This window comes from Pseudomonas sp. 5Ae-yellow (assembly GCF_014077575.1).
GTDB lineage: Bacteria > Pseudomonadota > Gammaproteobacteria > Pseudomonadales > Pseudomonadaceae > Halopseudomonas > Halopseudomonas neustonica.
On sequence record NZ_JACGWE010000031.1, the window covers coordinates 14,693 to 37,948 of the forward strand.

A 23,256-nucleotide genomic window follows, 5' to 3' on the forward strand; every position below is an offset into this window, starting at 1 on the left:
TTTTTTGTTTATCCATGGGTCAAATTGGTACTTATTCACCCGGTCTGAATAGTGTGGGCTCGCTTGACGGCGTTTGGCGGGCTGGTTAGTTTGAAATGCCTTCATTGCCCTAACCGAATAACAAGAAGATACCCGCATGCCTGACTCCCGTTCTCATTCAGCGCGCGCTGCCGCTAAAGCTACCCTGATCGCCCAACTACCGCCGGGTATTCGGTCGCGCCAGATAGATAACGGCAATGGCCTGAATATGCACATTCTGGAGGCTGGCTATGAGTCCTCGGGGCGAGAGTGCGTGTTGTTGCTGCATGGCTTTCCTGAGCTGGCCTATACCTGGCGCAAGGTTATGCTGCCGTTGGCGGAGGCAGGCTATCAGGTGGTTGCTCCGGATCAACGCGGCTACGGCATGACCGAAGGCAGCGATATGCGCTACGAGGGTGATGTCAGTCAGTACCGTTTGCTCAATCTGGTTCGGGATGCGCTGGGGCTGATTTTTGCCTTGGGGCACAAGTCGGTTGCGGCGGTGGTGGGGCACGATATCGGCTCACCAGTGGCCGCGACCTGCGCGCTGACCAGGCCCGACGTTTTTCGCTCGGTGGCCCTGATGAGTGCACCCTATCCGGGAGCATCCAGCTTTCGTTTTGATGGGCGCAGCGCGGCCGAGCAAGCAGCCAAGGTGCATCAGGATCTGGCTGCGCTTAATCCGCCGCGCCTGCATTACCAGCGTTACCTGTGTCTGCCGGAGGCGAACCAGCAGATGCTGGATTGCGCGCAAGGCTTGCCTGATTTTCTGCGTGCCTACTTCCACATGAAAAGCGCCGATTGGCCGGGCAATAAGCCTGCGCCTTTGGCATCCGCCAGCGCCGCTGATTTGGCTACTATGCCCGAGTATTACGTGATGGCGATGGATAAAACGATGCCGCAAACCGTGGCGCAGGCGATGCCAACGGCCGAACAGGTGAGTGCTTGTGCCTGGTTACCAGATAAGGATCTGGCGGTGTATGCGCTTAGCTTTGCTGCAACCGGGTTTCAGGGTGGGTTGCAGTGGTATAGGGCGTTTGGCTCAGCGGCATCACAGGCCGAGCTGCTGCTGTTTGCCGGCCTGACCATTAGCGTGCCCGCGTGCTTTATTGCCGGTGCGAGCGATTGGGGCATCTATCAAAGCCCTGGCGCATTTGAGGCCATGCAGAGCCTCGCCTGCAGTGACCTGCGCAGCTGCAATCTAATCCCTGATGCGGGGCACTGGGTACAGCAGGAGCAGCCCGAGGTCGTAGTGGATAAGCTCTTGGCTTTTTTAGCGGGGATGCGCTGATAATAGGTGTTCATAGCGCGTGTTACTTGCTAGGTGTCACGCATCTACCACCAAGTCGCCTCTGGGAGACTGTATTGGTTGTTAAACCGGGTTTTAGCCCGCCCAAGTGAGAGCGAGTAGACAATCGCGAGGGAAAGAAAAAGCGGTTGCTGGTGTTTTCAGGTATACCGCCTGAGGGGCAAAGCAGGATGGCTTTGCGATATGTTGGCAGGAGGCTAAATGAACAGGTTTTACCGAGCGGCGCTCATCGCCGCGTTATTGTTTGCTGGCGGCTGTGTTACCAGCAAGCTCTATGAAAGCCGCGACTACACCGAAACGCTGGATGCCGTTATGTTGTCGGCGGATCAGCAATGGATGGTGGTGCTGACTCCCAAACATCATTATGTGTTTCCCTTGCCGGCGGTTTTACGCGAGACCTTTAGTGCCGGGTTTCGTACCAAGGTGAGCGCGAGCTTTGACCAGTTCAGCGTCAGCTCCGCGCAACGTGTTTCAGGGCATTATCGTCTGCAGATTAGCGACGCAAACGCTGCTGAGCGCGAGGCCGCGTTGGCTGCTGGTTATCGGGCGGACGATCAAACCCTGGTGTTTGATGGTCAGATTACCGGCACACGCTATGCCGCTAATGGCGTACGAGCGGATGAGTCGTTGCGCCAGCAGGCGCTGAATCGGGATTACCGAATCAAGGTCAGTGAAAGCCTCGGCCCTCACGTGGTGGCACTGCGCACGCTGGTCACACCGCTAGCGGTTATGGCGGACGGGATGCTGGTGATTTTTTCTGTTCCGCTGGTGCTGGTGATCGGTACCGATATCGCTATTAACGGAGCAGAAGGTTTGCACAGTCGGTAGGCTGTTGCTGTGACCATGGGTGTGCCTTTGGTGCTAACCTTCGAGCAATACAGGTCGGCTGTTCACTAGCGTGTAGGCTTCTCCCCGGTGGTAACTCAGAAGTTGGGCTGGTACTCAAAGCCGCTTGCCGCTTCGCTATCACTGAACGGCACTATGCGTTCTTTGTGCAGCATCAGGTTGTTAACCTGCGCGGCCAGAAAAAACTGAATGCTGTTGTTGAAACGCTCAACTTCGCTGTTGAAGACGTTGATCGCCGCACCGACATTGGCTTGTTGTTCACTGATTTCCCGCATAAATCCCGTCACTACGTTAGACGATCTCAGCTCGGGATAAGCCTCCACGGCGAGCTTGACGCGGTCAACAACCTGTTGCGACATCGTTTCGACCGGCTTTAATGTGCCGCCGTTGGGCGACTCCGGAAGCGCTGCTATCGACTCGCGCAACTGGGTCAGTTCGGTCATCAGGTGATGCTCATGCTCTTTAAAGGCGTCTGCCTGTTCCGTCAGCGCCTCCAGTGTTTTTGTCTTCTGCCGTTCGTACGCCAACACGTCTGCCCAGGCGCGCTGAGCCGCGTTAGCTGTAGCGATGATGCGGTTGTAGACGCCGATGGTGGTGATGCCAAGGATTATCAGCAGAATTAGGATAAATAATGTGGTTGTCATAGGGCCTCGTTATGCCGGTTTGTCTGATGGTAGGGAGAAGTTATCGTCGTGCTGGCACGCTAACCTGTGGTTCAGTTTCAGATAGTGCTCAAGCAGCGGTATGCGGTAATTATCTATCCCGCCCTGCATTTCCTCCAGCATCGCTTCGGGGTTGTGCAGTGTGGTGTAGGTGGTGAAATGGAGCATGTCTTTGTTGTCAAAACTCATGCACAAGCGTTCGTCGGCGAACTGCATATTTAGCCGTTCAAGCGAGGCGGTTTTTTCCAGCAAGGTTAGTGTGGTGATGGGCTTTAACAATCGCGCGCAGGCGATCTTGGTGCTGCCGAATATGTTGAAACGTTTATTGAAGGCTGAGGAGCTGCTGGTGTAGCGCTCAGGCACTTGTTTCTTTGGCTCGCGCTCGATGCCACTATCATCGCCGAACAGGGTAATCACGATGACCTTGGGCTGAGCGCGATGATCTCCCCTGATGAGCACGTTACCCACCGGCGGAAATTCGTTGATTAGCGCAAAGCGCTCATACTCTTGTTTGCTCGTGTTCTCGCCGTCGCTCGTACACTTTACATAGCGAAATCGGTAGTAGGTGAATGACAGTTTATGTGTGTCCCCTTGATAACTACCCACAACCTTGTTTGACAGTACGCGACCGGTGTCGCCCCGGCGAAACTCAGCGAAGTGTTTGGCCAGCCCTGCTAGGTCATCTTTGACGGGGGCGGTTTTTATGCCGTGCAAGAGATAGGCATATCGTCTATGTAAATCTGACGACAACGCGTCGAACGCTCTTCGGTGCGAGCGAAGCCGGAACACAACCGACGCCGCACTAACGGTAACGCACACTAATATGGCGTCTTGCAGAACAAAGTACGGGCTAGGCAGCTTTTGGCCCACCCACCCGTGGGCATCGGCCATATTGACTGCAATCAGGATTATCCAGACGATGCTCGCCAAGCCGACGCTCAAAAATACCGTCAAGTAGCGGAAGGTGATCGGTGATTCTAGCTCACGGAATAGTTCGACGATCGAGCGAATGTCTTCAAGGCTTAACGCTGTACCCAGGCGATATTCTGCTTTTCTTATCAGTTTGAACAGCCGGGTGTTGGGCTGTATGCGAGCTTTAAACTCGTGTAGCCAAACGGCGAACCGCGTTGTGATATTCATCCCTGCGACTTCCGAACGCCATGCATTATAAGCGAGGTGCTCGCTCCTGAGCGCGGAGTTCAACACTCGGGAATCTGCAAGTCAAACCGGGGATAGGGCGTTGTGATCAGGTTCTCTATAACGGCTTGCAGGCGCAGTTGTGCAGCAACCTTCAGTCCTTTATGTCTGGTACGAGGTTTGTGTTTTTTCGTCTCTCTTGCACCGCTACTACTGGCTGCGTTTAGGCATCGCGCAACAAATCCTGACTGTTGAGGAGATCAAACACGATTTCTGGGTGTGCCTGCAGGCTTCGCCGTATCGCCGCCGGGATCGATTTTCGGGTTTTGCGGCAGAGGCCGCGTTGCGGCTCAAACTGCATACCGATGCCGCGCAGGCTGCGTACCTCTTTCAAGCCCGGGCCAATCATCAGACGGATGCCCAACTGCTCGTGCATGCGCTGCTGCAGGTGCTCCAGCTCGGAGAGTGTGCTGATGCTTTCCAGTCGCGCGAGTAGACGCTGCTCTTCATGCAAGGTTAAACGCAGTATGCGTGCGTCCGCGTCAGGGGAATCAAGCAAGGCATCACGATCGCAGTCGCAGGTACCGGGTGGGCAAGCTTGGCGTAAGGCGGTAGACGTCATGGCGGCCGGGCTGGGTGGATGTTGTGCTTATCCTGCGATGTTTCGCGCTTGGGCGCAATCTGCTTACGGGTATACCAAGAGCCAAGTTTTCAAGCTGAGACGGCGGTCGCTGGTCCTGTAACGGGGCGCGTGTATAATTTTGTCCGCAGAGGATAACCCGCTAAAAAGGACGCTTTATGGCCGTAGTCGGCATTGATCTTGGTACCACCAATAGCCTGGTAAGCGTCTGGCAGGACGGCAACAGCGTGATTATTCCCAACGCGCTTGGCGATCGGCTAACACCTTCGGTGGTCAGCGTGGACGAGCAGGGCATGGTGCTGGTGGGCAAGGCAGCCAAGGATCGCCTGGTTACCCATCCTGAGCTTACGGCGTCCCAGTTCAAGCGCCTGATGGGCTCGGCGGAAAAACTTAACCTCGGCAAACGCAGTTATTCTGCGGAAGAGCTGTCTGCGCTGGTACTCAAGCAGCTCAAGGCCGACGCCGAGAGTTATCTGGGCGAGCCGGTGGATGAGGCCATCATCAGCGTGCCGGCGTACTTCAATAACAACCAGCGCACCGCCACCTTGAATGCGGCGCGCCTGGCGGATCTCAAGGTTGAACGCCTGATCAACGAGCCCACGGCGGCGTCATTGGCCTACGGCATCCAAGAGACAGAAGAAGAGCGCCGTTTTATCGTGGTCGATCTCGGCGGGGGGACTCTCGACGTCTCGATTCTGGAAAAGTTTGAAGACCTGCTGGAAGTACACGCCACCAGTGGTGACAGCTTTCTGGGCGGCGAAGATTTTACCTTTGCCATGGTCGGCGCCGTCTGTGAGAAGTTGGGGCGTGAGCGTCAGTCGCTGACCCGCGAGGAGCGCGCCCATCTGTATCGCCTGTGTGATGAAGCGAAAAAGGCCTTGGCAGAGCAGCATGAGGTGCAGCTGAGCGCGAGTATCGGCGGCGCCGTACAGGAAATCTGCTTTACCCGTGATGATTTCGGTAACTGTTGTGATGCTTTGCTGCAGCGCATTCGTGATCCGATTGAGCGTGCGGTGCGTGATTCCGGCATGGGCCGCGACGACTTTGATGAGGTGATTCTGGTAGGCGGCGCCTCGCGCATGCCGCTGGTGCGCAACTTTGTTGGCCGTTTGTTTGGTCGCATCCCCTCGACCACCATTGATCCTGATCTGGTGGTCGCCATGGGTGCGGCTATTCAGGCGGCGTTGAAACAGCGTAACCAGAGCCTGCGCGATACGGTGCTTACCGATGTCTGTCCGTTTTCGCTGGGGATTGAAACCGCCAGAGACTTGAATAAAGGCCACCAGGCTGGCTTTTATCACGTGATCATTCCGCGCAATACCGTGGTACCGGTAAGCCGGGTAGATCGCTTTTATACCGTCAGCGACAATCAGGATATGGTCAAATTGATGGTTTATCAGGGCGAACAGCGGCTGGTGCGTCACAATATCGAGATTGGTGAGTTGCAGGTCTCGGTACCGCGCAACAAGGCCAGTGCGGAAGCCGTGGATGTGCGCTTTACCTACGACATCAACGGGGTATTGGAAGTACAGGCTGAGGTAGTCAGTAATGGCGCGCGCTCACACCTGGTTATTCAGAACACCACGACCGAGCTGGATGAGGCCGAACTGGCACTGCTGCTCAAGGAAATGGAGAGGCTGAAGTTTCATCCGCGCGAGCACAGCGCCAATATTGCCTTGCTGGGCGAGGCCGAGCGTATGTGGGCCGAAGCGCTGGGCGAGGAGCGCGACTACATCGAGGAGTTGATTCAACTTTTTGAAGCCGCGATGGACTCGCAGGATGTGCAGCGCTGTGACGCCGTGCGCGACGAGCTTGAAGTGCGTCTTGGTGAAATCAAGGATCAGCGGGGGCATTGGTGAGCTATTGGCAGACGCTGGGCGTTGAGCTCGGCAGCGACCAGAGAACCATCAAACGCGCCTACTCTCGGTTGCTTAAAGAGGTTCATCCGGAAGACCACCCCGAAGACTTCATGGCGTTGCGCGAAGCTTATGAGCAGGCGCTGGCGAGTGCGCCTAAAACAGCGCCGCGCCGCATGGCTGATGCCGATGTGTCAGCGCCGGAGCCAAATTGGCAGCGCCAGCCTGTTCCTCCGCCCGAGTCTGTTTCTCCGCCGGACCAGCCCGCTGCCCCTGAGCCGGTTATGTCGCCAGAGGCCTTGGCAAAAAAAGCAGCTGAGCAGCAAGCCGCACGCCAGGCGTTGGCAGACGAGCGTGAGCGTATCCAGGAGTTGCACCGGCAGCGCGAGCAGGCTGTGCGGGAAGAGGGCGCACGTGCGCAGCAGCGCTTGGACCAGTTGGGCAACGACTTTACTCAACTGGTTAACGACCCGCAGCGCCGCGCAGATGCGGCAGCGTGGGATGCACTGCTGCTGGCGCCTGATCTGAATAATCTTGAGGTGCGGCTGGTCGTGGGGCGTGAGTTATTGAGCGCGTTGCTGGACAACCTTGGCGACCAGGAGCGCGCCGCAGTCCCTGCCGCAATACTGGTGCGTCTTGATGAGCGCTTCCAATGGAGCACCGATCAGAGCCTGAACTGGGGCGTGGAAAGAGAGCTTCTTGAGCGCCTGAGCTTGCTGTTGGTAGCCGCCGAGGAAAGCCTGAATGCGCCGCCACAGCAAATTTGCTGGGCCTGGCTGGGAAAAACCCTGTTTAACCTGAAAGGGCGTATTACCCGTGGCGAGTTCCTGTTGGCTCTCGCTGCCATGATCGGCATCACGGCAAGTATTCTGCGTTTGACTGACGCGCTGTTACCCAGCGTGATGCATGGCAAGGTATTGATCGTGGCGGTGCTGGTGCTGATTTATGGCTTTATCTGCTCTTATGTGAAGCGCCTGGGGGACTCTGGTATCAATATCATGGTTGCCTTTGTGGTGGGCATTGCCGTGCCCATGACCTTTCTGGTGTTTGCCATGCTTGGTCAGCAGCGCCCGCTGGACGCACGTAATCCGCAAAGTAAATTTGTCGATCTATACGAGGTGGCCCTGGCGGATTTGTTTCGCGGTGGCTATCACGCCAGCTTAGCAACTCAGGCACGTAACTTTATCCGTTGCATACATCCTAATCTGGCATATGTGGTGATCTGTTGTTGGGGGCTGATGCTTTATTCGATGTTCGCCTGAACCGAGCTCTGGCATCCATGCCGGTGCGTCTTTTCAGGCTTCGTTTGCTGCACGGCGGTTGTTGGGGAAGCGGGCGACGAAGCAAGTGCCGGCTTCTGCCGTGGACTGGACATCAAGCGTGCCCTCGTGACCGGCGACAATCTGAGCGGCGATGTACAAGCCCAATCCCAGGCCTTCACCGCTGCTCTGCGCCTCAGACCGGGTAAAAGGGTGAAACAATAGGGATATCAGCTCTGGCGGAATCTGTTTTCCCTGGTTGGTAACGCAGAGCACGACCTCGTTGTTATCCATGACCGCAGACACCCCAATGGGCGAATCCTGCGCGCCATGGGTGACCGCATTAACCAGTAAGTTGGATAGTAGCTGGCCCATTCTGCCGGTATCACAGAAGACCTCTTCTGGTATCTGTATATGGCGGTTTATAGCGGTATTTGGGTTAGATAACGCGATTTCATCGACAACGTCGTTGATCGCTGAGGTTAGCTGGTTGGTCACCATTCGCTTGACCGGAATGCCGCTGCCGAGGCGCGCTTTGGAGAAATCCAGCACGTCTTCAATCAGCGTGCTCATGCGTTTTGAGCTTTGTTTGATCGATGTTGCCAGGCCGCGATCACGTTCGACTGTCAGTTTGCTTTCCAGTAACTCGGCACTCATTCCTATAGCCGTTAGCGGTGAACGCAGATCGTGACCCAAAACGGCAATAAACTGCTCGCGTAAGCGACCGGTTTCCGTCTCCTTGATCAGCGCCGCCTCTATTTTCTCTTGGGCTTCCTGCATATCCAGCTGAACCGCAATCAACTGAGCAAAGAGCTCAAGTTTGGTCACTACCGTGCTTTCGTCAAAGTGCGCAGGCACGCGATCGATTGCGCAGATCGTCCCGAAGAACTCGCCGTTGGCCCTGATAATGGGAATCGAGATGTAGCTTTCCAGCTCGAACAGTTTTCGGGTGTGATGATCGACATAAACAGGATCTTCGCTGGCGTGCTGGAATACGACCGGCTGGTGATGGACCCGTATCTCGTCGCAGATGGTGTCGCCAACGACCAGCTCGCCGCCCGTTTGCAGACCGAAATCGATCGAGTCGTCGACAGCGCAGGCAACCCATTTGGCCTCGGTTACTCTGGCAACCGCGGCGAAACGCATGCCGGTGATTTGCTTGATCATTTTCAGGATCAAGGGGACGGCATCGATTTTCGCGATTTTGGTAATGTCGTAGTGAACAGCAGGCAAGTCGGTCATCAGCAAAGGCCAAAAAAATGAGCGGACCATTTTAGGCGCTACTGCCTGCTTTTCCCATCAAAAGTAGCTATCGGCCCAATTACTCAGACCGCGTTTTACCTTGCCCGCAGGGCATCATTGCTTTGGCCTAAACGATAGGCGTCTACTTATGGCCCGTCATGAGCAAGCGCCTGCTACGCTGCGCCATTGCCCCGTCATGGTGAGTACATGACTTTGCGCTGAAAAGCCGGATAATGGCGGCCAATTCGTCTTGCTCGCAACTCTGGTAATCGCACATGGAAATCAAGGTCAACTTTCTCGACAACCTTCGGCTCGAAGCCAAATTTGATGACTTCACGGTGGTTGCTGACCAGCCTATCCGTTACAAGGGTGACGGCTCGGCGCCTGGTCCGTTTGACTATTTTCTGGCCTCATCGGCGCTGTGTGCGGCTTATTTTGTGAAGCTGTACTGCGATACACGCAATATTCCTACCGACAACATTCGGCTGTCGCAGAACAACATTGTTGACCCGGAAAACCGCTACAAGCAGACGTTCAAGATTCAGGTCGAGTTACCGGCCGATATTTCAGACAAAGACCGCCAGGGTATTTTGCGCTCTATCGACCGTTGCACGGTCAAAAAGGCCGTACAGACCGGTCCGGATTTTGTTATTGAAGAGGTGGAGAGTCTGGACGCCGACGCCCAAGCCTTGCTGATGCTGCCAGCTGCGTCGGCCGAGGGCACCTGCATTCTGGGTAAGGATCTGCCGCTGGAGCAGACCATTGCCAATATGTCGGGCATTCTTGCGGACCTGGGCATGAAGATTGAGATCGCCTCCTGGCGCAATATTGTTCCCAACGTGTGGTCGCTACACATTCGTGATGCGCAGTCACCTATGTGCTTCACCAACGGCAAGGGCGCAACCAAAGAGGGCGCGCTGGCTTCAGCACTGGGCGAATTCATCGAGCGGCTGAACTGCAACTTCTTCTACAACGATCAGTTCTGGGGCGAAGACATCGCCAACGCGCCCTTTGTGCATTATCCCAACGAACGCTGGTTCAAGCCGGGCCGCAAAGACGCGCTGCCTGCTGAGATTCTTGATGAGTACTGCCTGGCTATCTACAACCCTGAGGGTGAGTTGCGTGGCTCGCACCTGTATGACACCAACTCCGGCAACATAGAGCGCGGTATTTGCTCACTGCCCTATGTGCGTCAGTCCGACGGCGAGCAGGTGTACTTCCCCTCCAACCTGATAGAAAACCTGTATCTGAGTAACGGCATGAGTGCCGGTAACACGCTGGCCGAGGCACAGGTGCAGTGCCTGTCCGAGATTTTTGAGCGCGCAGTTAAGCGCGAGATTCTCGAAGGCGAGCTGGCGCTACCCGATGTACCGCAGGAGGTGTTGGCCAAGTATCCCGGTATTGTTGCCGGTATTCAGGGTCTGGAAGAGCAGGGCTTCCCGGTGCTGGTGAAGGACGCCTCGCTGGGTGGCGAGTTTCCGGTGATGTGCGTCACTCTGATGAATCCGCGCACTGGCGGTGTGTTTGCCTCTTTCGGCGCGCATCCAAGCTTTGAGGTGGCGTTGGAGCGCAGCCTGACCGAGTTGCTGCAGGGCCGCAGTTTTGAAGGCTTGAATGACCTGCCCGCGCCCACCTTTGAAAGCCATGCGGTGACTGAGCCGAATAACTTTGTGGAGCACTTTATCGACTCCAGCGGCGTTGTTTCCTGGCGCTTCTTCAGCGCCAAGTCCGATTACGACTTTGTCGAATGGGACTTTTCCGGGGCGGGTGAGAGCTCAAACAGTGATGAGGCGGCAACCCTGTTCGGCATCCTTGAAGACCTCGGCAAAGAAGTCTACATGGCGGTGTATGACGACCTGGGCGCAACCGCTTGCCGCATCCTGGTGCCGGGATACTCGGAGATTTACCCGGTCGACGATCTGATCTGGGATAACACCAACAAGGCGCTGTTTTTCCGCGAAGACATTCTTAACCTGCATAGTCTTGATGAGGATGAACTGCAAGCGCTGGTCGAGCGTCTGGAAGAAAGCGAGCTTGACGATTACACCGATATCACCACCCTGATCGGCATTGAGTTTGATGACAATACGGCCTGGGGGCAGTTGACGATTCTGGAGCTCAAACTGCTGATCTATCTGGCTCTGCAGCAATATGACGAAGCGAAAGAACTGGTTGAGACCTTCCTGCAGTTCAACGACAACACGGTCGAGCGCGGTTTGTTTTATCAGGCAGTTAATGTGGTGCTGGAAGTGGTGCTGGATGATGAGTTGGAGCTGGAAGAGTTTGTGGTCAACTTCCGCCGCATGTTTGGTGAACAGCGGATGGACGCCGCGCTCGGCTCGGTCGATGGCAGCGTCCGCTTTTACGGCCTCACGCCTACCAGCACCAAGCTCGAAGGCCTCGACCGGCATCAGCGTCTGATTGAGAGTTACCAGAAGCTGCATGCTGCGCGTGCCAAGGCAGCAGGTTTGAATAGTTGATCGCAACCCGGATTAACCCTGGTCACATCACTGTGAGGAGGCACTATGCCGAGCAACCAAACGATTGAAAAAGCGCCGGGCCGCCGAGCGTTGGTCATTGGCGCATCGCGCGGCATTGGGTTGGGTTTTGTAAGCGTATTGCTCGCGCGGGGATGGCAGGTTACGGCTACGGTGCGAGATGTTTCGTGCGTGCCGTATGCCTTGAGTGAGGTCGGGCACCACTACGGGGACCGTCTTGCCATCGCCGCACTGGATATGAAACTACCCGAGCAAGTATCTGCGCTTGCCGCCTTGATGCCCGACAAGACCCTGGATCTTCTGGTGATCTCCGCGGGCATTCTTGGCCCAGACCACCAGCGCGTTGAACAGGCAACTGACGCCGAAATCACTGAGTTGTTTGACATCAACGCTATGGCTCCCTTGCGCCTTGCGCGAGCGCTTCTTCCGGCAATCAAGCACGGCGGTGTCATCGGCTTTGTTAGCTCCAGGATGGGCAGCGTGTCGCTCAATGACGGCGAAGGGCTTGAGCTTTACCGCGCTAGTAAAGCAGCGCTCAATAGTCTTTCACGTGGGTTTGCCGTCAAGCAGGCCCTACCCGCCGGTGTTGGTGTGCTTAATCTGCATCCCGGCTGGGTTCAATCAGACATGGGCGGCAGCTATGCACCTGTGACGGTTGAGCAAAGCGCCACCGGGATGGTCGCTGTACTGGAAGGGGCACTGGGATTGAGTGAGCAGCGTTTTGTCGATTTTGAGGGTAATACGCTCAGTTGGTAGAGCTAGGCTGCATGATAGAGCGTGTCATATGGATGCGGTGTATGGGTTGGCGGATAAGCGCGGCGTGCTGCTGTCTAGAGGCTCACGTTGGCGCGTCGTTTGACACTCATGGTGTTTTCCACCAGGCCTACTAAACTCTTTAAACCGCTTATCGAGCACTGCGCCAATGGTGTCCTTCGCTGTTACTGCGGCACGCCAGTCTTCAAACCCCGGCCGCCGTTTATTGTTAGTAATGTTGATCCTGGCTTGCTCGCAAAGCCTGAACGCTGTCGCCTGCGAGAAAACCTTGCGCTGGGATGATGACCCGCCGTTTAGCATGCAAAGTATTGACGGTAGGGTGGTGGGCATTGATGTGGAATTCAGCCTTCTCGTGCTGGCGGAGCTTAATTGTCAGGCCAATCTGCGCAAACTTCCCTGGGCGCGTGCGCTCAGGGAACTCGAGGCTGGCCGACTGGATATTCTTCCGAGTGCCTTTCGTCGGCCGCAGCGTCAGGCCTACGCTTATTTTTCGGGGCCGGTATTTCCTGCGGCACGCAACATTCTGTTTATGCACCAGGAGGCGTTGGCGAGTTGGCCTATTTCTCGACTACTTGAGCTGAAGAACACCTCGTTTCGTCTGGGAGCTCAGATTAATGTTCACTATGGACCCGACTATCATCAGTTAATGAGTGATCCGACTTTTGCTGCTCAGGTTTCGATGGTGACCAATAGGACCAATCTATGGAGTATGTTGTACCGAAGGCGCATCGACGGCGTGATTGCTGACGAGTATACGGGGGCCTATGAGCTGCAACAGCTGGGCCTCAGCGAACAGATAAAGGCCACCGGTATTGTGGTATCCAGCGCTGCGGCAGAAGTCGCTTTTAGTAAGGTCTCAAACGATCCGGTTTTTGTTGAGGCTTATATCAATGTGCTGAGACGGCTGGTTGAAGATGGCAGTTATGCGCGTATCGTACAGCGCTACGTGACGCTCTAAAGCCAAACTTGTGCAATCCTGCCAAGTCCAATTTTCGCATGCTAATCAGTGATGCTGGATTCGCGTTCCCGCTGCTGAGACCGCATCATCAGTCAACAGGAATACCAAAGGCCTATGAAAGAAACGTTGCGAACGCATGGTCCTGCTGTACAGGCCGAGCAACTAGTCGATATCTATCAGGCGCGTGCCAATGACCGCTCGCCTTGGATGGCGATCAGCGATCAGGTCATGGGTGGTGAGTCTTCCGGGGGAATACGGCAGGACTGCCGTGTTGGTTCGGCATGCACCTGCCTGACGGGTCGAACCAGCCTGGAGAATAATGGCGGCTTTTTGCAGATGAAGCTCGAGATCGAGCCAGGCGAGCCTCTCGCTGAATATGCAGGCCTGTTCATAGAGTTATGCGGCCCGGCGCACGATTATAACCTCAATGTAAAAACCACTCAGCTGGACAAACCCTGGCAGTCTTTCCGCTGTACCTTGCCGATAGCGCCACAATGGACGCGCTTCGTTGTGCCCTATACAGAGTTGAGCGCGCACCGTACTGACGCTGAGTTCGACCCTGCAACGATGCGCAGCGTAGCGGTGATTGCCATTGGTGAGGCGTTCGACGTAGATGTGTGCGTGCGGCGGTTCGGCTTTTACCGTTGACCATGCGCTTTCGCTAGACTGCTATCACGAAGCGCAATTGTCACTTTTGCAGTGCATGAGGTTGTGAAAGGTAGGCGAGTTCTTATACTGCGCAGCACAGTGCCCGAAGGCGACGCCAGCACCACCAGGCCCGGCGCACTGCTGCTCCCTATTTAACTCAGAGAAGAAGCTATGCAAGCGTTGTTCAAGAAGTATACAGAATCCTCTCTGATAATCCGGATTACCATCGCCTTGATATTGGGGCTGGGCGTTGGCCTGTTTGCGACGCAGTCTGTCGTAGACGGGTTTGCGCCCTTGGGTGAGCTGCTATTACGTTTGCTGCAGTTTCTGATCGCGCCCATTGTTCTGTTTACCCTGATCGTGGGAATTAATCAGGGAGATGTCGGCGGGATGGGACGTCTGGGTAGAAAAACTATCCTGTGGTACCTGCTGACCACCGCCATTGCGATGATCGTCGGTATTGCCGTGGCGTCCGTGCTGGCGCCAGGCACGGGCATGCAGATTGATAGCCAGGCTGTGGTCGAGGTGAAAAGTGAGGCCAGTATCGTTCAGGTCATACTCAGCATTGTGCCTGACAATTTGTTTGCGGCCTTTGTTGATATGAATATGCTCGGCATCATATTTATTGCTGTGACCTTTGGGATTGCACTGCTGAAACTGCGGGATTCCCCGGTTTATGGTGATGCTGCCAAACAGGTGCTGACGGTAGTTGATGGACTCAACGCAGCCACCATGATGATCATGCGCGGCGTGCTGCATTACCTGCCTATTGGCATCTTCGCGATCGTCGCTGGCACCGTTGCAAAGCAGGGCGCCGATACCATTACCTCCCTCGCGGGCATGGTTTTGGTGTTGTATATCGCGCTCTTTGTGCATGCAGGCTTGTATGTGTTGGCCATGCTGGTATCGGGCGTGAAGCTGGGTAATTTTATCCGTCATGCCAGAACCCCCGTGGTTACCGCTTTTGCTACGCAGAGCAGCTCTGGCACCTTGCCTATTACCATGAATGCGGCAAGCCGCATGGGGCTGTCTGACCGGGTCTCGAGCTTCATTCTGCCATTGGGCGCAACCATCAATATGGATGGTGCAGCGATCCGAATCGCCATCTCTGCCGTTTTCGCGGCTAACGTGATTGGTATGCCGTTGGATTTGATGCAGATGATGCAAATTGTGATTGTTGGCACCCTGGCAACCATAGGCACGGCAGGCGTGCCCGGTGCGGGTATTGTGATGATTGCGACTGTCTTTGCCCAAGTGGGCCTGCCGATCGAAACCGTTGCCTTGCTTGCGGCCATAGATGCGCTGGTGGGCATGGGCGCAACGGCTCTGAATGTAACCGGTGATCTGGTGGGCGCGGCTATCATAGGGCGCAGTGAAAAAGATGACGCTAGCGAATAGGCCGCAGTGGCGCTAACGCAATTTGTCGGCCGCTGAAAACCGGTGTTTAGATATGGTTAATTTGTGTGTGCCCGATATATGATGCGCGCCCCCAATGCGCAACCTCATATCTCAGGTCACCATGCCCAGTAACGCCATCTACACCGACCTTTCGGGCTACTACGATCTCATGTGCGCTGATATCGACTACAGCGCGCAAAGCAGTTGCGTTCAGCGGCTGCAGCAACTGCTTGGCAATGGTGGCAAAAGGCATCTTGATCTGGCCTGTGGGACCGGGCCGCACATCCGGCACTTTCTTGATGCCGGATTTCAAAGCAGCGGGCTCGACATCAACCAACCCATGCTGGACCGGGCGCTGACCAGATGCCCTGAAGCGCAGTTTTCGCTGCAGGATATGTGCGGTTTCTCCGCGAGTCAGCCGTTCGATCTGATTACCTGCTTTCTCTACTCCATCCATTACAGCGCCAGTATCGAGCGCTTGAACGCCTGTATCGCCAGCGTGCATTCGGCACTGGTCGATGGCGGGCTCTTCTGCTTTAACGCGGTGGACAGGCAGCATATCGACAACGGCTCTTGGGTCTCGCACAACGTTAAACACGCGGATTCGCTATTCAGCTTTAGCTCGGGTTGGCATTACGCTGGCACTGGTTCGCAGCAGGCGCTAAAACTGCGTATTGAAAAAAATACGGCGGGTGAAAGGCAGGTATGGAACGACTCACACCCCATGGTTGCGGTGCGCTTTGACGAATTACTCGCCCTGCTTGCGCCGTATTTTGATGTGCAGGTATTGGAGCATGATTACGACAGAATCCTGCCCTGGGATCGGGTATCCGGCAATGCGCTTTTTGCTTGTGTGAAGCTTTGCTAACTGCGGTTTTTTCTCGGCTATGGTGGATGCCCGCTCTGCGTTATAGGCTTAATGACCAATAAATCAAGCGGGTGGTTAGACTATCCGCCGCAGCATGGTTTTGCCGGCCAACTCGTGTTTTACCACGGCCGCCAAATGCAAAATAATGCCGATACCCAGCAGGACTGTAGCCAGGGTATGCAACTTTTTCAGCAAGGCTAGTGCAAAGTCGTTGTGCACCATCTGAGGTATGGCAATCAGGTGAAATAGCTCAATGTCTTTCGTCATCATCAACACGCCGCTCAGCAGCACCAGGGTTACCAGGATGTACATAACGCAATGCGCTACTTTGGCAATGCCTGCCTCTTTGGTGCTGAGCTGGTTGTTATAAGAAGGCGAGGGCGTGCGCAGACGGTAGATTACTCGACACAGAAAAACCGGAATAAAAAGCGTCGTCAGCGACACATTAAAGTCGGCAATGACATGTTTGAGGGCGCTGTCATTGGCTAGTAGCAGAGTAGAAAATCCGGTCAGAGTGGCCCACAAAATCACCGCCGCAGAAATCCAGTGAAGCAGCCGGGCGGTTGCGTCGTACTTGGGTGTGTGCGTTTCCATCCAGACCGACTTCCCGAAAAAATGATGCCTTTGCATTATTGAAATGCGTTAAGCGCCTTTCAGTAATGCAATTGATAGTATTTATCATTGTATTCACTGCTCAGGCATAAATCGATGCGCTTGCAAGCGATAACCCGCTCTGGTCAGCAATAGCCCAATGGCAAGGTCACGGCTCTGAATGGTCATTGCAGCCAGATGATTGGCCTGTTGCTGGTTGGTAAAAGCGCGAATCAATTGGCTGCCTTTATGGGCCGCTTCGGGTGGGATGATCAACTCAGGTACAAGCATCAGTTTTGATGGCTCCTGCGTCGCCAGGTGCCGTTGGGACTTCACCAAGAATTGGCCCTAGGAATGTGTCCTGGATTCAACTACTTCTTCCGCCATTCAGCCATTTTTGCGCAATGGTCGAGGTTTACGAGTCTCGGATTCGATACAGCACGGGTGATGGCTTTTAAAGTGATGGCGCTTGCCGGTAGTATCTGCGCGCGCCGCTGAAGGGCGTCTTTTAACTACTTCAATCCTCACCGCAAAGGACATGTATCGTGAAACTCACTGGTATTTTTCTCACTCTCTCTCTCAGCGCTTTGGTCACTGGCTGCAGCAACCTCGACGGCAATGCTCTGCAAGCAGGCATGACTGGATTGAAAGCAGCGACGCTCAGCGACGCAGAAGTGATCGCGATGAGCAACGATGCATGCCAAGAGATGGATGCTCGCGCCGAGATCGCCCCCAGCAATAGTGAATACACGCGCCGGTTGAATTCCATCGCCAGCTCACTGGGTAATGAGATCGCCGGTACGCCGGTCAATTACAAGGTGTATATGGCCGATGACGTCAATGCATGGGCAATGGCAAATGGTTGCATCCGCGTTTACTCGGGTCTCATGGACTTGATGGATAACGAAGAGGTAACCGGTGTGCTGGGCCACGAAATGGGTCACGTCGCGTTGGGACATACCAAGCGCGCCATGCAGGTCGCCGCCGCAACGTCTGTGGGCCGCAATGCCGCCGCGCTTTCCAGCAACGCAGCCGTATCCGCTGCGGCCCAGTCTAAGCTAGGCGCAATGACTGAAGCGCTGATTGGTGCACAGTTCTCACAGTCGCAGGAAAGCGCTGCAGACGAATTCTCGCTGAATTTGCTGGTAGACCGTGGCCTGGACACAGACGGCCTGGTGAGTGCGTTTGATAAGCTTGCAGCCATGAATAGCGGTAGCAGCAGCATGTTTGATAGCCACCCCGCTTCTGAAGATCGTGCCGCCCATCTGCGGGCAATGATTGCCGAGAAAAAGAAGTAAGTGAGTTGAGTTCCCACTAACACTCACTTGAATTAAAAAAAGGCCAGTGCGATTAGCACTGGCCTTTTTTTGGTTTCCCCTCAATCACTCACACATCAGGCTTCTGTCTACTCGGCTCGAAACCGTTACTGCGTGATGCTGCGCTACTAGCTGGAACGACTCACGCCGCGACTACCGACACCGGAATGCCATTGAGCACAGCATTGCCGGATAGCACATCGACGACCTGATCATCGGTAATGTCGTTAACGTTGATGCCGGGCTTGCTCTGGGCAACGCGCAGACTCACACCCTCACGATCATGGCCCCAGCCGTGTGGCAGGCACACCACGCCGGGCATGATGTCTTCACTCACCTGCACGCTGACCAGCAGTTCTCCGGTGCGTGACATGATGCGCGCCTGTTTACCGCTTGCCAGCCCCAGACGCTCGGCATCGCTGGGGTGGACGAGCAGGGCGCAGCGGTCCTTGCCTTTGACCAGTCGCTCGCTGTTGTGCATCCAGGAGTTGTTGGTACGCAGATCGCGACGGCCAATCAGCATCAGCTCGCCTTGCTCGGCGCCACGCAGCTCAGCCATGGCGCGGCTCAGATCGGCGACCAGTTCCGGCGGCGTGAGATGCAGATTTTTATCGGCGGTAAACAGGTAGCCGGGGAAGGATTCGCGCATAGGCCCTAGGTCCAGACCGTGCGGGTAGCGTTTGAGTACGTCCAGGCTTAGCGGCTCGTCATACTTCACTGGCTCGCCGCTGTTGTACTCATGGAAGCCTTCGGCATAGGGGCCGGTTTTCAAGCCATGATCAAGAATCTGTTCAGGCGAGGGCATTTTGCGCGCAGGCTCGGCATCCGGGTTTTTCAGTGCCATGATGCGCGCGGTCAGCCCCTGCACGATATCCCAGTCGCAGCGCGTGCCTTCCGGTGCTGCAAATACCGGGTCGCTGAAGCGCGCCAGGTTACGCACCGCCAGCATGTTGAACACGATGTCATATTGCTCGTGCTCCAGCGGCCCAGTGGGTGGCAGAATGATGTCGGCGTGGCGTGAGGTTTCGTTCAGGTAGAAGTCGATGGAGACCATGAACTCCAGTTGGTCCAGCGCCTCGTCCATCTGCCGCCCGTTGGGCGTCGACAGCACCGGGTTGCCGGCCACACAGACAAAACCGCGCACCTGGCCCTCACCGGGCGTGAGCATTTCTTCGGCGATGGTCACCGCAGGGAAGTAACTATCAAACTCCGGCAGCCCACGCGCTCGGCTTTGGTAAGTATTGAAGCTGCCCATGGGCCGGCTCTGTGCCTTATTAAAGGCCGGGGTAGTAAACATCATGCCGCCGGGGCGGTCGAGATTGCCGGTCAGGATATTGAGTACCAGCATCAGCCAATGGTTGAGTGCGCCGTAGCTTTGCGTGGAAACGCCCATGCGGCCGTAACACACAGCGCATTCGGCGGCGGCAAAGTCTTCGGCAATGCGCTTGATGTCTGCTACCGCAATACCGCAGCGTGCGCTGACTTGCTCCAGTGATACGCCGTCGAACAGCGGCTCGAGCGCCGTCCAGTCGTCGGCTAGGTCACGCAGGCGGCCTGGCTTGGTCAGCCCCTGGTCGAGCACGTGACGAATCAGGCCGAGCAAAAAGAAGGCGTCGGTACCGGGGCGGATAAACAGGTGCTGGTCGACATAGCGCGCCGATTCTGTGCGGCGTGGATCAATCAGTACCACCTTGCCGCCGCGCTCACGAATACGCTCCAGTCGCTTGAGAATGTCGCCAGCGGTCATCAGGCTGCCGTTAGACGCCGCCGGGTTGGCGCCCAGCATCAGCATGTATTGCGTGCGGTCGATGTCCGGAATGGTAAATAGCTGGCTATGGCCAAACATCAGGTAAGAGACCAACTGGTGGGGCATCTGGTCGAGGGAGGCGGCGGACGAGATATTGCGTGTGCCAATCGCCTTGCGCAGCGTGCCTGAGGCCATCATCAACCCCAGGTTATGCGATGAGGGATTGCCCCAGTAACCGGCAATCGAATCGTCACCGTGGCGGCGCTGGATATCCACCAGCTTGGCTGCGACCTTGTCGAGCGCGCTGTCCCAGTCAATCGGCAGCCATTCGCCGTTGACCTTTTCCAGCGGCGTACGCAAGCGATCCGGATCGTTGTGCAGATCTTGCAGGGCGTAGCCTTTGGGGCAGATATGGCCTTCGCTGTGCGGGTCGTCCTTGTCGCCCTTGATCGACAGAATCTGCTCGCCCTGGGTTTCGATCACCACACCGCACATGGCTTCACATAGGGTGCAGGCGCGGTGGTGAGTTTTCACCGGTAGGCGAGTTTGTTCTTCTTCGTGGGCGCGGGCATCGCGGATAACGCTGAGCATATCGGCAATCTTGACGACCTTGCTTCTCACCCGGCCTTCAATACGGCCACGGGTTTGCTCATGTTGATCAAGCAACTGCCAGTCCGCCATGCTGACGCTCTGTACGTCGCGTGCAGACAACAGTTCGCTGATATCGCCGCCGCGCTCGGGCAGGCTATTGCCCAGGTCGGCGAGCAAGCGCTGCACACTCTCAGTGGCGCACTGGCGGTTGCTGCCAATCACGCCACTGGCACCGCGCTTGATCCAGCCAGCCACGTAATCGCGGCTGTCGGCATGGCCCTGAATGCGGCCTTGCTCATGCTGCATCACGCCACGGCCCAAATCGAAGGGCAGCTCGTCAATGGCCGAGCCCTGGTAGCCGATCGCATGGACCACCAGGCTGGCAGTCAGACGTGAGCTTTGATCCGCAGGGCGTGCCACCAGCGCACCTTGCTCATCGCGTACCAGTTCGTTGCGCTGCACCTCTACCTCGGTGACCTGTCCGCCGGCGGCGGTGAAGGCGGCGGGGCTGGTATAAAACATAAAGCGAATGCGCTTGCCTGCGCTCAAGGGGCGCGCAGCAATCTCGCGCAGCAGGCTGAGGTTCTGGCGCGCCTCGGCAAATTCGGGCTGCTCTAGCTGGCGCGCGGTTGCGTCGTCCAGTTCAAGATCAGCGGCATCTACCCGCAGTTGCAGGCCGGGGATGGCCATCAGCTGTTCCAGCTCTTTTGGCGTAAAGGCGGCTTGCGCGGGACCACGGCGGGCCAGCAGGCAGACTTCGTCCACGCCGCTATTGGCCAGTGCCTGCAGGGCGTGGTCGGCGATATCGGTCTTGCTCAATTGCGCATGGGGCAGTACTAACAGACGGGCGATATCGAGCGCGACGTTGCCGATACCGATGATCACGGCGGTTGTGCCCGACAGGTCGGGCGCCAAATCGGCTTCATCCGGGTGCCCGTTGTACCAGCCGACAAAATTAGATGAACCAAAGATGTTGCCGCTGTCGGCGCCGGGCAGGTTAAGCGGGCGGCTCTGTGAACCGCCGGTGGCGTAGATCACGCCGTGGTAATGCTGGCGCAACTCGGCGCTGCTCAGGTCGCGACCGATCTGCACGTTGCCAAAAAAGCGGAAGCGCTCACTCTCGGCGATGCGCTCAAAGCTACTAGTGACAGACTTGATACGCGGGTGATCCGGCGCCACGCCATAACGCACCAGGCCGAATGGCGTGGGCAAACGCTCAAACATGTCCACCTGGGCGCCAGGCAACTGCTTCATCAGTGCTTCGGCGGCATAAAAGCCGCTAGGGCCTGAGCCGATAATCGCAAAGCGGCTCGACACATTGGCGAGCGGGCTGGCCGATTGTTGGCCGGTTTGCAGGCTCTGGCGGATCACCGGGTGGGTTTTCGCGCCCTCGGCATTGAGGGTGATAAAATTCTGTTGGTCGTCGGGGACCATGCTGCGCGGAAAGATCGCGCCCTCAGGGCAGGCGGAGACGCAGGCGTTGCAGTCAATACAAACGTCCGGATCAATAAACAGCATTTCCGGCGCCTCACGGAAAGCCTCTACTGGGCACACATCGACGCAACTAGTGTGTTTGTTGCCAATACAGCTTTGGGTGACTACGTAAGCCATTATCTACTCCGCACATAGATTGCAAAGCCCTTATGGTATGTCTGGGCTTGTGTGTGCGTATTGGCAGTAATTGCCTGATTGACATTTTGTGCCAGCGTCCCGATAGTGCCTTTATGAGCAAGCCAGACTACCTTCCCTCAGGATTCATCCATACGCTGCAGGACTATGTCGCCGAGCGCGCGCTGCCGGCTGCCGCGCTCCAGGAGGAGATGAGTCAGTGCCTGGAATCGCCCAGCGTTCCTGCGCAAAAATTCTGTGAGTTATTGGCCGCCGTCTGGGAGCAAGAACCAGTCAGCGCGCTGGGCGTCAGGTTGGGCCTGGCGGCAAAACCCGGCTACTTTGGCGTAGTCGGCTATATGGTGTCTTACTGTGGCACTCTGGGGCAGGCGCTGGCGCGCTATCACCGCTACCAGCGTTTGCTGCAGCATGGTCTGGTATCACGTGCCGAGTTGAAGGAGGGTGCCTTGCGCATGCGCTGGACCCAGTCCGTAGCCAACACCCCGTTGGCCAGTGAGTTCAGTCTCGCGGTCTTTGTCAGTTTGTGCCAAGCGCTGATTGGCCGAGCAATAACACCGCTTCGCGCCGGTTTACCATTCCCGAAACCGCAGGATGTGGGCATGTATCAGGCGTTGCTCGGCTGCCCGGTCGATTTTGACTGCAGCGCCATCGAGCTAACCATTCCCGCGCACCTGCTGGCGCTACCGATTTCCGGCAAAGACCCTTATCTGTTGCGCCTGCTCGAACAGCAAGCGCAGGCGTTACTCAACCAGCTACCGCAGATGGACGATGCCGAAGCAGGTGCGTCTTTTCATCGGGTGCAGGAACAGATCCTGGAGTCGATGAAAAATGGCGACGTCAGCGCCGTAGCCGTCGCCGCCGCCCTGGGTTGCTCCGTACGCACCTTTTATCGACAGCTGCGCAGCGCGGGCTACAGCTATCGCGGCTTGCTGGCGCACACGCGGCACACCCTCGCCAGACAATACCTGGCCGACCCGGCACTGGCGCAAACCGATGTCGCACTCTTGCTCGGCTACTCTGAACAAAGCTCCTTTATCCGTGCCTTTCGCAGCTGGACCGGGATGACGCCGGGGGAGTATCGGAGTCATTTGGAGCGGAAGGCGGGGAGTGCCGTCAGATAGTCGGGCAGGCCAGTTGTTCGTTGATCGTTCCCACGCTCCGCGTGGGAATGCAGCCTGAGACGCTCCGCGTCCACTCAGTCCCAGCGATCAATCTCGATCAGCCCCTCTAGCCCCGCATAGTTCCGCGCGCTGGAGTAGCGCCAATGCT

Annotated in this window: 19 protein-coding genes and 1 pseudogene; 12 read left to right on the forward strand and 8 right to left on the reverse strand. The window is 56.4% G+C overall.

Annotated features, from left to right (window positions below; translation table 11 throughout):
• The first annotated feature begins 136 nt into the window (after positions 1–136).
• Together H4J77_RS15070 and H4J77_RS15075 are read left to right on the forward strand one after the other, a co-directional pair.
• A complete protein-coding gene (locus H4J77_RS15070; protein WP_123889496.1) occupies positions 137–1,309 on the forward strand; it encodes an alpha/beta fold hydrolase in 1,173 nt (390 codons plus the stop codon).
• A 219-nt stretch (positions 1,310–1,528) separates the two neighbouring features.
• Positions 1,529–2,155, forward strand: a complete 627-nt coding sequence (locus H4J77_RS15075; RefSeq protein ID WP_123889495.1) for a hypothetical protein — start codon at positions 1,529–1,531, stop codon at positions 2,153–2,155.
• A 95-nt stretch (positions 2,156–2,250) separates the two neighbouring features.
• On the opposite strand, the gene H4J77_RS15080 is transcribed toward H4J77_RS15075, so the two are convergent.
• The 3 genes from H4J77_RS15080 to H4J77_RS15090 form a co-directional block, all read right to left on the reverse strand.
• Positions 2,251–2,817 carry a LemA family protein gene (locus tag H4J77_RS15080; protein WP_123889494.1) on the reverse strand — a complete coding sequence of 189 codons (567 nt, stop codon included), beginning with the start codon at positions 2,815–2,817 and terminating at the stop codon, positions 2,251–2,253.
• A 9-nt stretch (positions 2,818–2,826) separates the two neighbouring features.
• On the reverse strand, positions 2,827–3,975 hold the full coding sequence (locus H4J77_RS15085) for a hypothetical protein (protein WP_123889493.1): 1,149 nt from the start codon (positions 3,973–3,975) through the stop codon (positions 2,827–2,829).
• 220 nt (positions 3,976–4,195) lie between these two features.
• Positions 4,196–4,594 (reverse strand): hypothetical protein, encoded by a 399-nt coding sequence (locus tag H4J77_RS15090; RefSeq protein WP_182249242.1) that lies wholly within the window; start codon positions 4,592–4,594, stop codon positions 4,196–4,198.
• Positions 4,595–4,770: 176 nt separating this feature from the next.
• On the opposite strand from H4J77_RS15090, the gene H4J77_RS15095 reads away from it, so the two are divergent.
• Positions 4,771–6,471: an Hsp70 family protein gene (locus H4J77_RS15095; protein WP_123889491.1), complete on the forward strand. Its 1,701-nt coding sequence runs from the start codon at positions 4,771–4,773 to the stop codon at positions 6,469–6,471.
• Entirely contained in the window at positions 6,468–7,730 is a 1,263-nt protein-coding gene (locus tag H4J77_RS15100) for a J domain-containing protein (RefSeq protein ID WP_158611261.1), read from the forward strand. The genes H4J77_RS15095 and H4J77_RS15100 overlap by 4 nt, the downstream gene beginning before the upstream one ends.
• A 33-nt stretch (positions 7,731–7,763) precedes the next feature.
• Here the strand turns inward: H4J77_RS15100 and H4J77_RS15105 are convergent, their stop codons facing one another.
• The gene (locus tag H4J77_RS15105; RefSeq protein ID WP_235869699.1) at positions 7,764–8,969 is read right to left on the reverse strand and encodes a GAF domain-containing sensor histidine kinase; all 1,206 of its coding nucleotides are present in this window, start codon (positions 8,967–8,969) and stop codon (positions 7,764–7,766) included.
• Positions 8,970–9,244: 275 nt separating this feature from the next.
• Here H4J77_RS15105 and H4J77_RS15110 point away from each other — a divergent pair, with 275 nt between their 5' ends.
• The 6 genes from H4J77_RS15110 (at position 9,245) to H4J77_RS15135 (ending at position 16,113) form a co-directional block, all read left to right on the forward strand.
• Complete coding sequence (locus tag H4J77_RS15110) at positions 9,245–11,449, forward strand: OsmC domain/YcaO domain-containing protein (protein ID WP_123889489.1); 2,205 nt, start codon at positions 9,245–9,247, stop codon at positions 11,447–11,449.
• A gap of 45 nt (positions 11,450–11,494) precedes the next feature.
• Positions 11,495–12,223 carry an SDR family NAD(P)-dependent oxidoreductase gene (locus H4J77_RS15115; RefSeq protein ID WP_123889488.1) on the forward strand — a complete coding sequence of 243 codons (729 nt, stop codon included), beginning with the start codon at positions 11,495–11,497 and terminating at the stop codon, positions 12,221–12,223.
• A gap of 232 nt (positions 12,224–12,455) precedes the next feature.
• Positions 12,456–13,199, forward strand: a complete 744-nt coding sequence (locus H4J77_RS15120) for an ABC transporter substrate-binding protein (RefSeq protein ID WP_259364879.1) — start codon at positions 12,456–12,458, stop codon at positions 13,197–13,199.
• A gap of 114 nt (positions 13,200–13,313) precedes the next feature.
• Positions 13,314–13,847, forward strand: a complete 534-nt coding sequence (locus H4J77_RS15125) for a CIA30 family protein (RefSeq protein ID WP_123889486.1) — start codon at positions 13,314–13,316, stop codon at positions 13,845–13,847.
• A 171-nt stretch (positions 13,848–14,018) separates the two neighbouring features.
• Positions 14,019–15,245, forward strand: a complete 1,227-nt coding sequence (locus H4J77_RS15130) for a dicarboxylate/amino acid:cation symporter (protein ID WP_123889485.1) — start codon at positions 14,019–14,021, stop codon at positions 15,243–15,245.
• Between the two features lie 121 nt (positions 15,246–15,366).
• Complete coding sequence (locus tag H4J77_RS15135; RefSeq protein ID WP_123889536.1) at positions 15,367–16,113, forward strand: class I SAM-dependent methyltransferase; 747 nt, start codon at positions 15,367–15,369, stop codon at positions 16,111–16,113.
• A gap of 75 nt (positions 16,114–16,188) precedes the next feature.
• Here H4J77_RS15135 and H4J77_RS15140 read toward each other — a convergent pair whose 3' ends face one another.
• Entirely contained in the window at positions 16,189–16,707 is a 519-nt protein-coding gene (locus H4J77_RS15140; protein ID WP_158611260.1) for a cytochrome b, read from the reverse strand.
• Positions 16,708–16,800: 93 nt separating this feature from the next.
• Positions 16,801–16,995 carry a hypothetical protein gene (locus H4J77_RS15145; protein ID WP_123889483.1) on the reverse strand — a complete coding sequence of 65 codons (195 nt, stop codon included), beginning with the start codon at positions 16,993–16,995 and terminating at the stop codon, positions 16,801–16,803.
• Positions 16,996–17,264: 269 nt separating this feature from the next.
• Between H4J77_RS15145 and H4J77_RS15150 the strand changes: the two genes are divergently transcribed.
• Complete coding sequence (locus H4J77_RS15150) at positions 17,265–18,002, forward strand: M48 family metalloprotease (RefSeq protein ID WP_305955057.1); 738 nt, start codon at positions 17,265–17,267, stop codon at positions 18,000–18,002.
• 160 nt (positions 18,003–18,162) lie between these two features.
• On the opposite strand, the gene H4J77_RS19975 is transcribed toward H4J77_RS15150, so the two are convergent.
• Both H4J77_RS19975 and H4J77_RS19980 read right to left on the reverse strand, forming a co-directional pair.
• The gene (locus tag H4J77_RS19975) at positions 18,163–20,358 is read right to left on the reverse strand and encodes a molybdopterin oxidoreductase family protein (RefSeq protein WP_372237886.1); all 2,196 of its coding nucleotides are present in this window, start codon (positions 20,356–20,358) and stop codon (positions 18,163–18,165) included.
• Positions 20,359–21,207: 849 nt separating this feature from the next.
• Positions 21,208–21,969 (reverse strand): annotated as a pseudogene (locus H4J77_RS19980) (4Fe-4S binding protein); the annotation flags it as partial.
• Positions 21,970–22,082: 113 nt separating this feature from the next.
• On the opposite strand from H4J77_RS19980, the gene H4J77_RS15160 reads away from it, so the two are divergent.
• Positions 22,083–23,108, forward strand: a complete 1,026-nt coding sequence (locus H4J77_RS15160) for an AraC family transcriptional regulator (protein WP_158611259.1) — start codon at positions 22,083–22,085, stop codon at positions 23,106–23,108.
• The last annotated feature ends 148 nt before the right edge of the window (positions 23,109–23,256 follow it).

Bases quoted from the DNA above. Each gene is read 5' to 3' on its own strand.
- H4J77_RS15145 (WP_123889483.1), bottom strand. From the start codon at position 16,995: ATGCTTGTACCTGAGTTGATCATCCCACCCGAAGCGGCCCATAAAGGC.
- H4J77_RS15140 (WP_158611260.1), bottom strand. From the start codon at position 16,707: ATGGAAACGCACACACCCAAGTACGACGCAACCGCCCGGCTGCTTCAC.
- H4J77_RS15085 (WP_123889493.1), bottom strand. From the start codon at position 3,975: ATGAATATCACAACGCGGTTCGCCGTTTGGCTACACGAGTTTAAAGCT.
- H4J77_RS15090 (WP_182249242.1), bottom strand. From the start codon at position 4,594: ATGACGTCTACCGCCTTACGCCAAGCTTGCCCACCCGGTACCTGCGAC.
- H4J77_RS15095 (WP_123889491.1), top strand. From the start codon at position 4,771: ATGGCCGTAGTCGGCATTGATCTTGGTACCACCAATAGCCTGGTAAGC.
- H4J77_RS15070 (WP_123889496.1), top strand. From the start codon at position 137: ATGCCTGACTCCCGTTCTCATTCAGCGCGCGCTGCCGCTAAAGCTACC.
- H4J77_RS15160 (WP_158611259.1), top strand. From the start codon at position 22,083: ATGAGCAAGCCAGACTACCTTCCCTCAGGATTCATCCATACGCTGCAG.
- H4J77_RS15110 (WP_123889489.1), top strand. From the start codon at position 9,245: ATGGAAATCAAGGTCAACTTTCTCGACAACCTTCGGCTCGAAGCCAAA.
- H4J77_RS15080 (WP_123889494.1), bottom strand. From the start codon at position 2,817: ATGACAACCACATTATTTATCCTAATTCTGCTGATAATCCTTGGCATC.
- H4J77_RS15105 (WP_235869699.1), bottom strand. From the start codon at position 8,969: ATGACCGACTTGCCTGCTGTTCACTACGACATTACCAAAATCGCGAAA.
- H4J77_RS15075 (WP_123889495.1), top strand. From the start codon at position 1,529: ATGAACAGGTTTTACCGAGCGGCGCTCATCGCCGCGTTATTGTTTGCT.
- H4J77_RS15135 (WP_123889536.1), top strand. From the start codon at position 15,367: ATGCCCAGTAACGCCATCTACACCGACCTTTCGGGCTACTACGATCTC.
- H4J77_RS19975 (WP_372237886.1), bottom strand. From the start codon at position 20,358: ATGCTCAGCGTTATCCGCGATGCCCGCGCCCACGAAGAAGAACAAACT.
- H4J77_RS15120 (WP_259364879.1), top strand. From the start codon at position 12,456: ATGTTGATCCTGGCTTGCTCGCAAAGCCTGAACGCTGTCGCCTGCGAG.
- H4J77_RS15125 (WP_123889486.1), top strand. From the start codon at position 13,314: ATGAAAGAAACGTTGCGAACGCATGGTCCTGCTGTACAGGCCGAGCAA.
- H4J77_RS15115 (WP_123889488.1), top strand. From the start codon at position 11,495: ATGCCGAGCAACCAAACGATTGAAAAAGCGCCGGGCCGCCGAGCGTTG.
- H4J77_RS15130 (WP_123889485.1), top strand. From the start codon at position 14,019: ATGCAAGCGTTGTTCAAGAAGTATACAGAATCCTCTCTGATAATCCGG.